General features: G+C 70.2%; 12 protein-coding genes. 6 read left to right on the top strand and 6 right to left on the bottom strand.

Annotation, left to right across the window (positions count from 1 at the left end; all coding sequences use genetic code 11):
* Nucleotides 1-145 precede the first annotated feature (145 nt).
* Entirely contained in the window at nucleotides 146-1,636 is a 1,491-nt protein-coding gene (locus tag EV375_RS20830; protein ID WP_130300800.1) for a response regulator, read from the bottom strand.
* Between the two features lie 202 nt (nucleotides 1,637-1,838).
* Nucleotides 1,839-2,888 (bottom strand): C40 family peptidase, encoded by a 1,050-nt coding sequence (locus tag EV375_RS20825; protein WP_486588611.1) that lies wholly within the window; start codon nucleotides 2,886-2,888, stop codon nucleotides 1,839-1,841.
* A 557-nt stretch (nucleotides 2,889-3,445) separates the two neighbouring features.
* Between EV375_RS20825 and pstS the strand changes: the two genes are divergently transcribed.
* The 4 genes from pstS (at nucleotide 3,446) to pstB (ending at nucleotide 7,866) form a co-directional block, all read left to right on the top strand.
* Entirely contained in the window at nucleotides 3,446-4,561 is a 1,116-nt protein-coding gene (gene pstS, locus EV375_RS20820; protein WP_130300798.1) for a phosphate ABC transporter substrate-binding protein PstS, read from the top strand.
* A 202-nt stretch (nucleotides 4,562-4,763) separates the two neighbouring features.
* Complete coding sequence (gene pstC / locus EV375_RS20815) at nucleotides 4,764-5,792, top strand: phosphate ABC transporter permease subunit PstC (protein ID WP_130300796.1); 1,029 nt, start codon at nucleotides 4,764-4,766, stop codon at nucleotides 5,790-5,792.
* Between the two features lie 109 nt (nucleotides 5,793-5,901).
* Nucleotides 5,902-6,984, top strand: a complete 1,083-nt coding sequence (gene pstA / locus EV375_RS20810; protein ID WP_130300794.1) for a phosphate ABC transporter permease PstA — start codon at nucleotides 5,902-5,904, stop codon at nucleotides 6,982-6,984.
* 105 nt (nucleotides 6,985-7,089) lie between these two features.
* Nucleotides 7,090-7,866 (top strand): phosphate ABC transporter ATP-binding protein PstB, encoded by a 777-nt coding sequence (gene pstB / locus EV375_RS20805; RefSeq protein ID WP_130302004.1) that lies wholly within the window; start codon nucleotides 7,090-7,092, stop codon nucleotides 7,864-7,866.
* 274 nt (nucleotides 7,867-8,140) lie between these two features.
* On the opposite strand, the gene EV375_RS20800 is transcribed toward pstB, so the two are convergent.
* Complete coding sequence (locus tag EV375_RS20800) at nucleotides 8,141-9,136, bottom strand: inorganic phosphate transporter (protein WP_130300792.1); 996 nt, start codon at nucleotides 9,134-9,136, stop codon at nucleotides 8,141-8,143.
* A 6-nt stretch (nucleotides 9,137-9,142) separates the two neighbouring features.
* Nucleotides 9,143-9,763, bottom strand: coding sequence for a DUF47 domain-containing protein (locus EV375_RS20795; protein WP_055483904.1), 621 nt, complete (start codon nucleotides 9,761-9,763; stop codon nucleotides 9,143-9,145).
* A gap of 274 nt (nucleotides 9,764-10,037) precedes the next feature.
* On the opposite strand from EV375_RS20795, the gene EV375_RS20790 reads away from it, so the two are divergent.
* Nucleotides 10,038-10,415 carry a metal-sensitive transcriptional regulator gene (locus EV375_RS20790; protein ID WP_130300790.1) on the top strand — a complete coding sequence of 126 codons (378 nt, stop codon included), beginning with the start codon at nucleotides 10,038-10,040 and terminating at the stop codon, nucleotides 10,413-10,415.
* Between the two features lie 310 nt (nucleotides 10,416-10,725).
* Here the strand turns inward: EV375_RS20790 and EV375_RS20785 are convergent, their stop codons facing one another.
* Together EV375_RS20785 and EV375_RS20780 are read right to left on the bottom strand one after the other, a co-directional pair.
* On the bottom strand, nucleotides 10,726-10,977 hold the full coding sequence (locus tag EV375_RS20785) for a hypothetical protein (RefSeq protein WP_107097533.1): 252 nt from the start codon (nucleotides 10,975-10,977) through the stop codon (nucleotides 10,726-10,728).
* 171 nt (nucleotides 10,978-11,148) lie between these two features.
* A complete protein-coding gene (locus EV375_RS20780; protein WP_130300786.1) occupies nucleotides 11,149-12,156 on the bottom strand; it encodes a hypothetical protein in 1,008 nt (335 codons plus the stop codon).
* Between the two features lie 96 nt (nucleotides 12,157-12,252).
* Here EV375_RS20780 and EV375_RS20775 point away from each other — a divergent pair, with 96 nt between their 5' ends.
* Nucleotides 12,253-12,495, top strand: coding sequence for a hypothetical protein (locus EV375_RS20775; protein ID WP_130300784.1), 243 nt, complete (start codon nucleotides 12,253-12,255; stop codon nucleotides 12,493-12,495).
* Nucleotides 12,496-12,569: the final 74 nt, after the last annotated feature.

Below are 12,569 nucleotides of genomic sequence, written 5' to 3'. Positions count from 1 at the left end.
GGCCGTCCAGGGCCCGCGGTGGCCCCGCGACGGCACCCGTCCGACCGGGCCCTTGAGACTCCGACCGCGCCCTTGAGACGTACTGAACAGCACGCGCGCTGCGCCCAGCGGGCGAGTCCGCACGCCTCCCGCCGGGCGCGCCCGGTCATCTGCGGTCGAGCAGCAACACCGCGACATCGTCGGTGAGTTCGCCGCCGTTGAGCCGCCGCACGTCCTCCATCGTGGCGTCCAGCAGCCGCTCGCCGTGGGCTCCCTGCGCCATGCGCTCGGTCACGATCTCGATCATCCCGTCCTGGCCGAGACGCTGACGGCCCTCCCCGACATGGCCCTCGATGAGGCCGTCGGTGTACATCAACAGGCTCCAGGAGCGGCCGAGTTCGACCTGACGGCGGGGCCAGCGCGCATTCGGGACCACACCGAGCGCCGGACCGCTGTAGTCGTACGGGAGCAGCCGCGGCGCCGAACCGCCCGCTCCGGCGACGAGTGGCGAGGGGTGTCCGGCCAGGCAGACCCCGGCCCGGCGCCCGTCGGGGGCGATGTCGACGGTGCAGAGTGTGGCGAAGATCTCATCGTTCGCCCGCTCGTTGTCGAGGACCTTCTGCAGCGTCCCGAGGAGTTCGTCGCCGCAGAGGCCCGCGAAGGTCAGCGCACGCCACGCGATGCGCAGCTCGACGCCCAGCGCCGCCTCGTCCGGGCCGTGCCCGCACACGTCGCCGATCATCGCGTGGACGGTGCCGTCGGCGGTGCGGACCGTGTCGTAGAAGTCGCCGCCGAGCAGGGCTCGGGAGCGGCCCGGGCGGTACCGGGCGGCGAAGCGGAGTTCGCTGCCGGACAGCAGGGGCGTCGGGAGCAGCCCGCGCTCCAGACGGGAGTTCTCCTGGGCCCGCAGCCGTGACTCGGTGAGCTGCCGCTGGGCGAGGTCGGAGCGCTTGCGTTCGACGGCGTACCGGATCGCCCGGTTGAGCAGGCGTCCGTCGAGTTCGTCGCGGAAGAGGTAGTCCTGCGCCCCGACGCGCACGGCCTCGGCTGCACGCTCCGCGTCCGTACCGTCCGTGAGCGCGAGCACCGCGTGCCGGGGCGCGAGCCGCAGCACATGGCGCAGGATCTCCAGCTCGCCGGTGGCGGCGCCGCTGCCGTCGGAAGGGTCCGCGCCGCCCGCCGCGTGCCCGGAGCTCCCGGCCCCCTGGGGCCCCGCACCGGAGGACCCCGCACCGGAGGCCGTGCCGCCCGGCCCGCCGGGTTCCTGCGCGGCTGCGACAGGAGCCGACGGGGAACCGGCCGTGCCGGTTCCTCCCGCGGCCTGCGTACCGCCGGTGCCGGTCAGGGCCAGGTCGAGCAGGATGCACTGCACGTCGTCGGTCAGCAGCCGCTCGGCCTCGGTGAGATTGCGGGCCGTACGCACCCTCATGCGCCGGCCGGAGGCCTCGGAGTGCACGTCGCCGGGCAGATAGCCGCCTCCGGCGTCGAGGATCTCGAGCACGCTCCGGCCGCCGGCGCGGCTGTCCTCGATGACGAGGAGCGTCAGGGCCGCCTTCGCGCTCCCCCCGGCTCTCTCGTGGGATCCGTCGCTCTGCTGTGGTACCGACGCGCGAGGGGGTGCGGAGACAGCGTCCTCACGTGGCACGCCTACGGGCATACGTGGTTCCTTCCCTCCCCCCGAGGGCGCGGTCGTGAGCCAGCCGGCACACCACCAGGCCCGGTGCGGCGGCAGCGCCGACTTCTGCGCGCCTGCCACGACCGGACTGTCCAGGGGACCTTAACGCTCCCCCGCGCACGTACGGAATGGCTGGAGGCAATCCACCACTGTCATATGCCCACGGCCTTCGGTGGCTCCGTGCTCATTTGTCCGGACGGACGACGCCCTTGATCACGAGGGAGCCCGCTCCGGCGACGGTGATCTGCCGGCCGGTCCGCGGCGCGTGGACCATCTCGCCGCCGCCCACGTACATGCCGACGTGGCTGGCGTCACGCTTGTAGATGATCAAGTCGCCGGGGCGCATCTTCCTGATCGGCACGCGCTTCAGCTGCTTCCACTGCTCCTGCGAGGTCCGCGGGATCTCCTCGCCCGCCGCCTGCCAGGCCCGGAGCGTCAGCCCCGAGCAGTCGAAGGTCCGGGGGCCCTCCGCGCCCCACTCGTAGTCCTTGCCGATCTGGTTCGTGGCGTAGGCGATCGCCTTCTTGCCGGCCTTCGAAGCCTTGCCGGATATCTCGTCGAGGACACCGGACTCCAGCCATTTCGACTGACGCGCCCGCGCCGCCTCGTCCTCCAGCTTGATGAGGCGCTCCAACTCCTCGGCCGCCAGCTGGGATTCGATCTGCTCGGCCGCCTTCAGATCCTTCTCGATCTTCTTCTTCGCGGCCGCCTTGCGCTTCTTCTCGGCCTCCAGCTTCCGAAGCTTCTCCGAGGCCTCCCCGGCGTACTCGTCCAGCCGGGACTCGGTGTCCGCGAGCGTGCTGAGGACGCCCTTCGCGGCCTGCTGCCCCTTGCGCAGGATCATCGCGTCGTGCATGAACTCCTCGGGGCTCCTGCGCAGGATCAGATGAGCCTCGTCGGGCATTCCGCCGCTTCGGTACTGGGCACGGGCCAGCGCTCCGGCCGTCTTCTTGTACTTCCCGCGCGTCTCACGGAGCGAGTCGATCTTCTCGGTGAGCTTGTCGACGGCCTTCTGCTGCTTCTCGACGCGCTCCTGGGCGCCGTTGTATGCGTCCGTGGCCGACTCGGCCGCCGCGTGGAGGCGGTCGATCTTCTTGCTGATCTCCTCAAGGCTCCGTGCACCGCCGTCGTCCGGGCCGGGCGCGGCCGCATACGCGCTTCCGGCCGCGGGCCCCGCCAGCAGCCCCAGCGTGCAGACCGCCACCAGCATCCGGCGCTTCCCCGTCCCGCCCACCTGGCCCCCTCGCCGTAGTACGTCGCTGCGCGTCTTCCTCGTTCCGGTCGTGCTCGTGCTCGTGCTCGTGGCCGTGGTCCCGTTCGCGCCGTCGCATCCGTCGCGCCGTCGCCTCTCGGGCGGGGCGCCACGGCGGCCCGGCAGGACCGGCCCCTGGCCTACCTCTTCCACCGCCGGCTCCGGTCAACCACCCCCGACTCGCCGGATGTTGCCACGCACGCACGGAATCCGACAGGGCGGCCGCCGCTCCGCAGCGCCCGCACCCTGGGCCGGAACCAGTGGTTCCGGGCGGTGTCTCCGCACGTCACGCGCGGACCGCACACCCGCCCGTACCGGCGGATAAGCGCCTCCGCAAGCCGGCGGCGCGGCCGTCCACCGGGCCACTGGGCCGACCGCCGAGGTTCACCGTGCGTTCATTCAGCTTCGTGGGCCGCTTCACCTGATCTGTCTAATTTCAGCCTTACGGAGCGCGAACGCACGCACTCCCCGAACCCACAAGAACCGAAACGGCTCGCGCGCCGCCCCCACCGGCGGGCTCCTGGAAGGAACCGAACGAAGTGATGCTTCAGCGCACGAACCGACTGCGCGCCCTCGCTCTCGGCGCCGTCGCGGTCTCCGGCGCCCTGGTACTCACCGCCTGCGGCTCGGACACCAACACCAGCAAGGACGCCCAGAAGGCCGCCGCGAAGATCAAGTGCGACGGCAAGGGCAAGCTGCTCGCGTCCGGCTCCACCGCGCAGAAGAACGCCGTGGACGCATGGGTGAAGAACTACCAGACGGCCTGCAAGGAAACCCAGATCAACTACAAGGACATCGGCTCCGGTGGCGGCATCCAGGAGTGGCTGCAGGGCACCACCGCCTTCGCCGGTTCCGACTCCGCGCTGAAGCCGGAGGAGGTCGCCAAGTCCAAGAAGATCTGCAAGGGCGGCCAGGGCATCAACCTGCCCATGGTCGGCGGCCCGGTCGCGGTCTCGTACAACGTGCCCGGTGTCGACGACCTGGTCCTGGACGCACCCACCATCGCCAAGATCTTCGACTCGAAGATCAAGAAGTGGAACGACCCGGCGATCAAGAAGCTCAACCCCAAGGCGAAGCTGCCGAGCACCGACATCCAGCCGTTCCACCGCTCCGACGAGTCGGGCACCACCCAGAACCTCGGCAAGTACCTGGGCGCCGCCGCCGAGGACGACTGGAAGTACCCGGACGAGAAGTCCTGGCCCGCCAAGGGCGGACAGTCCGCCTCCGGCTCGGCCGGCGTCGCACAGCAGGTGAAGCAGACGGACGGCGCCATCGGCTACTTCGAACTGTCCTACGCCTCCGCGAACAACCTCGACACCGTCAAGCTCGACACCGGCGCCAGCAAGCCCGTCGAGGCCACCACGTCGAACGCCTCCAAGGCCATCGCCGACGCCGAGGTCGTCGGCAAGGGCAAGGACCTCGCGCTCGACCTGAACTACGCCACCAAGGCCGAGGGTGCCTACCCGCTGATGCTCGTCACGTACGAGATCGCCTGCGACAAGGGCAACAAGAAGAGCTCCCTCGAGGCCACCAAGTCCTTCCTGACCTACACGGCCAGCAAGGACGGGCAGGGCGAACTGGCCGAGCTCGGCTACGCGCCTCTGCCGGACGAGATCGCGGAGAAGGTCCGCAGCACAGTCCCGGAGCTCTCCTGACCGCCGCTCCGGCCGGGGCCTCGGACGAACCGAAGGCCGCACCGCACGACGCGTGAACGGCCGGCCCGGCCTCCGGGCCGGCCCCACGCCACGTCCCCACCGGCTCGCCTCCGAGCCGCCCTCCGAATCCACCGACCGACACCAGCAACCCATCCGGTGCACCGCCGCCAGGGGACACCTCCCCGACCAGACCGGAGACACCATGGACACCACCAGCACTTCCGAGAAAGCACCGCCGCCCGTCGACCCCGGGGCCGACGGCCCCGCCGCCCCCGGTTCGGCCGCCCACATCAAGGGCGCCTCCGTACGCCGGGGCGACAAGGTATTCCTCGGCCTCTCCCGCGGCTCAGGCATCACACTGCTCGTGATCATGGCCGCGATAGCCGGGTTCCTCGCCTACCGCGCCTCCATCGCCGTGTCCAAGAACTCGGTCAACTTCCTGACCGCCTTCGAGTGGAACCCGCAGGGTGACCCGCCGGCGTTCGGCATCGGCATCCTCGCCTTCGGCACCCTGGTCAGCTCGCTCATCGCGATGATCGTGGCCGTACCCGTCGCCGTCGGCATCGCCCTGTTCGTCTCGCACTACGCGCCTCGGCGGCTCGCCGCCCCGCTCGCGTACGTGATCGACCTGCTCGCCGCGGTGCCCTCGATCATCTACGGCCTCTGGGGCGCGCTCTTCCTCGTCCCGTACCTCGACGGGCTGACCCGCTGGCTCGATCAATTCTTCGGCTGGACAACGGTGTTCGAGATGTCGAACCCCGGCAGTCCGGCCCGCTCGATCTTCACGGTCGGCATCCTGCTGGCCATCATGATCCTGCCGATCATCACCAACGTCTCCCGCGAAGTCTTCCTCCAGGCACCGAAGATGTACGAGGAAGCGGCGCTCGCGCTCGGCGCGACCCGCTGGGAGACGATCCGCACCTCCGTCCTCCCCTTCGGCCGCTCGGGCATCATCTCCGCCTCGATGCTCGGCCTGGGGCGTGCGCTCGGCGAGACCATGGCGGTTGCCACGGTCCTCTCGCCCGGCTTCCTCTTCAGCTGGCACGTCCTCGACCCGGGCAGCGGCACCTTCGCGCAGAACATCGCCGCGAAGTTCAACGAGGCGGACGACTTCGGCCGGGACGCGCTGATCGCCTCCGGCCTCGTCCTCTTCGTCATCACCCTGCTGGTCAACGGCGCGGCCCGCTGGATCATCGCGCGCCGCAAGGAGTACTCGGGGGCCAACGCATGAGCGACGTACGCACCCGGCACCGCGTGAGCGACGCGCGCACAACCACCCAGCCGCACGCCAACACCACACCCGCACCGCTGACTTGTGCGAGCGGAGAAAGGGGACGGGCATGAGTAACGCCGTTCTCGAGAAGCCGCAGGTCACCGACCCGCCACCGTCCTCCGCGCCGCTGGCACGCCGGCGTCTGCCGCGGTGGTCCCCGATCGTGGTCGCCCTCGTCTCGGTGGGGCTCGCCGTCGGCCTCGGCAACCTGGCCGGGTGGCAGAGCCGCACCCAGTGGGGCCTGATCGCAGCCCTGTTGTTCGTCTTGATCACCTACGTGCTGACCACCGTGGTCGAGGACCGCCGTCAGGCACGCGACCGGGTCGCCACCAGCGTTATCTGGGTCTGCTTCGTCCTCGCCCTCGTCCCGCTCGTCTCCCTCTCGTGGACGACGATCAGCCGCGGCGCGAAGCTCCTGGACGGCTACTTCCTCTCCCACTCCATGGGCGGCATGACCAACCTCGAGGAGGGCGGCGGTGTCTACCACGCACTGCTGGGAACCCTCGAACAGGTCGGTCTGGCCACCCTGATCGCCGCTCCCGTGGGCCTTCTCACCGCGATCTACCTCGTCGAGTACGGGCGCGGCCGGCTCGCCCGCGCGGTCACCTTCTTCGTGGACGTCATGACGGGCATCCCGTCCATCGTCGCGGGCCTGTTCGTCCTCGCGTTCTGGAACCTGGGGCTCGGCTTCGGCCCGTCCGGGTTCGCCGGCTCGATGGCGCTGGCAATCCTGATGATGCCGGTCGTGGTCCGCTCCACCGAGGAGATGCTCAAGCTCGTACCGAACGAACTGCGTGAGGCTTCCCTTGCGTTGGGCGTGCCGAAGTGGCGCACGATCCTCAAGGTCGTGCTGCCCACGTCGATCGGCGGCATCGCCACGGGCGTGATGCTCGCGGTCGCCCGCATCACCGGCGAAACGGCGCCCGTGATGCTGCTGGTCTTCGGCAACACGCTGATCAACCCCAACCCGTTCTCGGGCGCGCAGGAGTCCCTGCCGCTCTACGTCTGGAACCAGTACAAGCTCGGCAACGCGGCGAGCATCGACCGTGCGTGGGCCGGAGCGCTCGCGCTCATCGCCTTCGTGATGCTGCTCAACCTGGTGGCCCGCGGCGTCGCCCGCTGGAAGGCGCCGAAGGCGGGGGGCCGCTGATGCCCGCTCCCGCTTCCGCCTCCGCGCCCGTACCCGCGCCCGCGCCCGTACGCGCGGAGCGCCCCGGACTCTCGTACTCCCCGCACTCAGAAAGTGACTGACACCATGGCCAAGCGCATCGACGTCAGCGGCCTGACAGCCTTCTACGGCTCGCACCGGGCCATCGACGACATATCCATGAGCGTGGAACCCCGCTCCGTCACCGCCTTCATCGGGCCCTCCGGCTGCGGCAAGTCCACCTTCCTGCGCACGCTCAACCGCATGCACGAGGTCACGCCCGGCGGCCGCGTCGACGGCAAGGTGATGCTGGACGACGAGGACCTGTACGGCTCGCAGGTCGACCCCGTCGCGGTCCGCCGCACCATCGGCATGGTCTTCCAGCGCCCCAACCCGTTCCCGACGATGTCCATCTACGACAACGTGGCGGCGGGCCTTCGGCTGAACGGCCAGAAGAGGAAGCGGGACCTGGACGAGACCGTCGAGCGCTCCCTCAAGGGAGCCAACCTCTGGAACGAGGTCAAGGACCGCCTCAACAAGCCCGGTTCGGGCCTCTCGGGCGGTCAGCAGCAGCGCCTGTGCATCGCCCGCGCCATCGCCGTGCAGCCGCAGGTGCTGCTGATGGACGAGCCCTGCTCGGCGCTCGACCCCATCTCGACGCTGGCGATCGAGGACCTCATCGCGGATCTGAAGGCCGAGTTCACGATCGTCATCGTCACGCACAACATGCAGCAGGCGGCGCGCGTCTCGGACCGCACGGCCTTCTTCAACCTCGCCGCCGTCGGTGAACCGGGCAAGCTCGTCGAGATCGACGACACCGAGCGGATCTTCTCCAACCCCTCGGTCCAGGCCACGGAGGACTACATCTCCGGCCGCTTCGGCTGAACCGCCGGGAGGCACCGGCCGGGCGGGTCCGCGCCGGACCCGCCCGGTCCGTCCGGCGCCGTCCGGTGCGTCCGGCGCGTCCGGCACGTCCGGCGCGTCCGGCGCGTATACGGCCTCGCGGTGCTGCATGGCGGTGCCACCGCAAGGCGGCGGGCTCGTCCCCGACACCACCGGGGGCGAGCCCGCACACGTTCGGCGACAGCGACCGGGCACCGGGCGGAGCTCCCGGACGGAACCGGCAGCTCCGCGGCGGCGCCTCCCGGGCCGCGCCGCCTCAGCCGAAGAACAGCAGGATGAGCCCGTAACAGAGGCCCGCGGCGAGTGCCGCCGCGGGCATCGTGATGAACCAGCCCATGACGATGTTCTTCGCCACGCCCCAACGGACCGCGGAGACACGTTTCGTCGCCCCGACGCCCATGATCGCGGAGGTGATGACGTGCGTCGTGGAGATCGGCGCGTCGAAGATGAAGGACGCCGTGTACATCACGGACGCCGCCGTCGTCTCACCGGCGAAGCCCTGCGGCGGGTCGAGTTCGATGATCCGGCGCCCCAGCGTCCGCATGATGCGCCAGCCACCGGCGTACGTACCGAGCGAAAGCATCCCCGCGCAGGCGAACTTGACCCACAGCGGAATGCCCTTGCCCTCCTGCACATCGGCGATGGTCAGCGCCATAACCACGACACCCATCGTCTTCTGCGCGTCCTGCAGACCGTGCCCGAGCGCCATGCCCGCGGCGGAGACCGTCTGCGCTATGCGGAATCCCTGCTTCGCGCGGTGCGGGTTGGCCCGCCGGAAGAACCACAGGATGGCGACCATCACCAGGTAGCCGAGGAGCATCCCGACGATCGGCGAGATGAACATCGGGAGCACGATCTTCTCGACCACGCCCGTCCAGATGACGGCCGTACCACCCGCCAGAGCCGCACCGACCAGCCCGCCGAACAGGGCGTGCGAGGACGAGGACGGCAGCCCGAAGTACCAGGTGATCAGGTTCCATACGATCGCGCCGGCGAGCCCGGCGAAGAGAATGGCCATCCCGTTCGAGCCGTGCGGGGTCTCGATCAGCCCCTTGCTCACGGTCTCCGCGACGCCGCTGCCCAGGAAGGCTCCCGCCAGGTTCATCACCGCCGCCATGGCCAGCGCGGCGCGCGGCGTCAGAGCACGGGTGGAGACGGACGTGGCGATGGCGTTCGCCGAGTCGTGGAAACCGTTGGTGTACGTGAAGAAGAGCGCGACCCCGATGGTCACGACCAGAGCGAACGTGTCCACAGGGGGTCAGGACTCCTTGACCGCGATGGTCTCGACCGTGTTCGCGACGTGCTCGAACGCGTCCGCCGCCTCCTCGAGCACGTCCACGACCTGCTTGAGCTTCATGACTTCCATCGCGTCGTACTTGCCGTTGAAGAGGTACGCGAGCAGCTTGCGGTGGATCTGGTCGGCCTGGTTCTCCAGCCGGTTGACCTCGATCCAGTACTCGGTCAGGTGGTCCATCGTGCGCAGGTGCGGCATCGCTTCGGCGGTCAGCTCCGCGGCCCGCGCGAGCACCTCGATCTGCTGCTCGATGCCCTTGGGCAGATCCTCGATCTCGTAGAGCACGACAAGATCGACTGCCTCCTCCATGTAATCCATGATGTCGTCGAGCGAGGAGGCCAGCTTGTAGATGTCCTCCCGGTCGAACGGCGTGATGAAGGATGAGTTGAGCTGGTGGAAGATCGCGTGCGTCGCATCGTCGCCCGCGTGTTCCGCCGCCCGCATACGTTCGGCGATCTCTGCGCGAGCGGAGGACTCCGCCCCGAGCAGTTCCATGAGGAGCTTCGAGCCCGTGACGATGTTGTCCGCGGACGCCGCGAACATGTCGTAGAAGCTCGTCTCCCTGGGGGTCAGACGAAAGCGCACTGGAGGTCCTCGGGTGCATCGGAAACGGTGTGGCTGATGCTAAGCACATCATCCGGCCACCGCGAGGCGGCCTCAGACAGTGTCGCCCATAGCTGCCTGTGCCCTGAAGCGCCCTCCCCGAATCCGCTACGATATACCCATGAGGGGTATGTTTTCCCCGGGTACCGAGGCAGTTGCCCCACCCCGCTCCGACTCCCAGGGGCCACACATTTCCGGCCATCGGCACCCTTCACGGACCCCCTTCCGGGGCCGCCCGACGACCATCGGAGGACCCATGACCACATCAGGCGCCTCCGGACTGCCGGGCGCCGCCGACGCACTCGGCGGCACCGGCCCGGACACCCAGTGCTCCGCGCACGCCGCCACCGGCGAACACGGCTACAGCAAGGACAAGGACGCCCACCTCAAGCGGCTCCGCCGCATCGAGGGCCAAGTACGCGGCCTGCAGCGCATGGTCGACGAGGACGTCTACTGCATCGACGTCCTCACCCAGGTCTCCGCGTCGACCAAGGCGCTGCAGTCCTTCGCCCTTCAGCTGCTCGAGGAGCACCTGCGCCACTGCGTCGCGCACGCGGCGAAGGAGGGCGGCACGGAGATGGACGCCAAGGTGGAAGAAGCCACTGCCGCCATAGCGCGCCTGCTGCGCACCTGAGCACGGCGCCGGTCACCGGGCATGGGCGCAGGCACGGGCAGGCGCAGGTACGGGCAGGCGCAGGTACGGGCAGGCGCAGGTACGGGCAGGCGCAGGTACGGGCACAGGCACAGGCACAGGCACAGGCACGGGCACAGGACGGAACCGGACGAGAGGCAGCCGGGCCACCGGGGCGGGGCAAAGGCGACAAAGCTGATTCCGAGTCGCGGGGCCGATAAGGGCACGCGCGCTCACGGCTCTCAGTGACGGATCACACAGGGAACAATCGCGGCGGAGCTCAATTCGCGCTCAGGCACGGCCGACGCGGCTGTCAGCCTCGCTGACCCGACGACTGGGCGGACCGTCCCGGCTGCGCGGACCTGGAGGGCGCCGAGCAGCGCGGCGCCGGACGCGATGCCGCCTTCCACACACCGTCGTCCGCCTCGCCCGGCACTGTGCCGAGCACCTCGTCGATGCGCGCGAGGCTCAGCCGCTCCTCGCCGGCGGCCTCCGCCGCGGAGGCAGCGATCATCAGCTCGCCGCACAGCTCGATCTCGGCGAGGGCCACGTGATCCTGGACCACAGAACCCCGCGAACCACGACCGGGCACACCGGGAACGCCTCCAGGCACACGCACCACCTCCTCATGCATCCCCACAGTAGGGACGGACGCACCCTCCGCACATGGCAATTCCGAACCATTTCGCACCCGTCACCGCAGCCTGAGCGTGCCGTGCGAACCGGTCCAGGACACCTAGAACGGCGCGATCTTTCCCGCATAGATATCGTCCGGCTCCGGCATCACGACCTTCACGGGAACGCCGTAGCCGTAGAACCACGTGGTCGACGAGACCGCGACTCCACCGCCGGCGCCGCTTGCGGCATCCGCCCCGGAGCCGGGCTTCGTCCCGTCCCGGCCGCCCGGCGCACCGCCCGCGAAGGTGAACAGGTGCCGAACCTTCCGGAGGCGCCCCTGCCCATCGATCTGCGCGTCAAACGGGACGACTCTCTCCGGGAATCCGTGCGCCGCCGCTTCCAGTTGGCCCCGCCTGTGACCGGACGCCGCCCGCGCGGCGGCTGCCAGGTCGAGCGTGCCGCGGTAGCGCCGCACCACCGTGCCGCCGGCCGTGCGCGTCTTTCCGTCATACGTCACCTGCCGTGCGCCGCGCAGCAGTTCGGCCGCGCTCACAGGGTCGGTCGCACCGGCCGTGATCAGGTTCCCGTCGGCGAGCGAGTCCGTGTCCACACGCACCCACTTCCCCGCAGGCACGCCCGCACCCCGGTTCTTCATGTAGAGCGCTCCGGGAACGACGATTTCCGTGACGGTACGGCGCTCACCGGGCCGCGCCCCGGAAGTGCCCTCCGGCAGCCGCACCGTGAGCCTGCCCGCACCCTTTCCGTAGTCGAATCCGCCCTCTCCCTCGACGGCGATACGGGTGCCGCCGCTCGCCATCGACATGGATGTGCGGGTCCGTGAGGTGCCGTGCTCGGACAGCGCCTCGGCGGCCTCCCGCACGGCCTCGCGGGGGTCGGACGGGACGGGACGGCGGGGCAACCCGGCCTTCCCGTGCACCGAGCGCGCCCCGGAGGGGTGGCCGGACGGAACCCGTTCACCGGACGAACCCCGCGGGTTCCTGTCACTGGCGACGGCCGTGCCGTCGTCCGTGCACCCGGTGGCCAGGAGCAGCGAAGACCCCGCGGCGACCGCCGCGACGAGAGTGACCCACGCGTGCCTGCGGCCCCCCAGCCACTGCGCAACCATCGTCTGCCGGCCCCCAACAAGCATCCTGTCCGCGGGATTCGATCCGTTAACGACAGGCCGGGGCCGACCGTCACGGGGGACGGATACGGTTGGCACGTGCGAGAGCGAACCGAGCCGGACGAGGGCCGTGGACAGGAGGGACACCGCACCTCGACGGCCGAGCGGGGCGCCTTCTGCCACGCCCGCTGTTCGTGCGGCTGGCTCGGTCCGGCCCGCCGCGCGAGAGACACCTCCCGCGCCGATGCGGAAGCGCACAGCGGGTCACCCGGAGGCGACCCGGGCCAGGGCGTCACGGGGAGCGGGGGCGCCGGAGCAGCAGGCACGCTCGGCCCCCGCTGACGCGGGGCGCTCCCGCCCGGTCCGGACGGGCCCAGGAGCAGGCCCAGGGGCAGGCCCAGGGGCAGGGGCAGGGG

It is taken from the genome of Streptomyces sp. CNZ301, assembly GCF_004217425.1.
This window is presented reverse-complemented; position numbering and strand designations above follow the sequence as displayed.

Excerpts from the sequence above, each read along its gene's own strand:
- EV375_RS20830 (WP_130300800.1), bottom strand. The coding sequence starts at position 1,636 with ATGCCCGTAGGCGTGCCACGTGAGGACGCTGTCTCCGCACCCCCTCGC.
- pstC (WP_130300796.1), top strand. The coding sequence starts at position 4,764 with ATGGACACCACCAGCACTTCCGAGAAAGCACCGCCGCCCGTCGACCCC.
- pstA (WP_130300794.1), top strand. The coding sequence starts at position 5,902 with ATGAGTAACGCCGTTCTCGAGAAGCCGCAGGTCACCGACCCGCCACCG.
- pstB (WP_130302004.1), top strand. The coding sequence starts at position 7,090 with ATGGCCAAGCGCATCGACGTCAGCGGCCTGACAGCCTTCTACGGCTCG.
- EV375_RS20790 (WP_130300790.1), top strand. The coding sequence starts at position 10,038 with ATGACCACATCAGGCGCCTCCGGACTGCCGGGCGCCGCCGACGCACTC.
- EV375_RS20780 (WP_130300786.1), bottom strand. The coding sequence starts at position 12,156 with ATGGTTGCGCAGTGGCTGGGGGGCCGCAGGCACGCGTGGGTCACTCTC.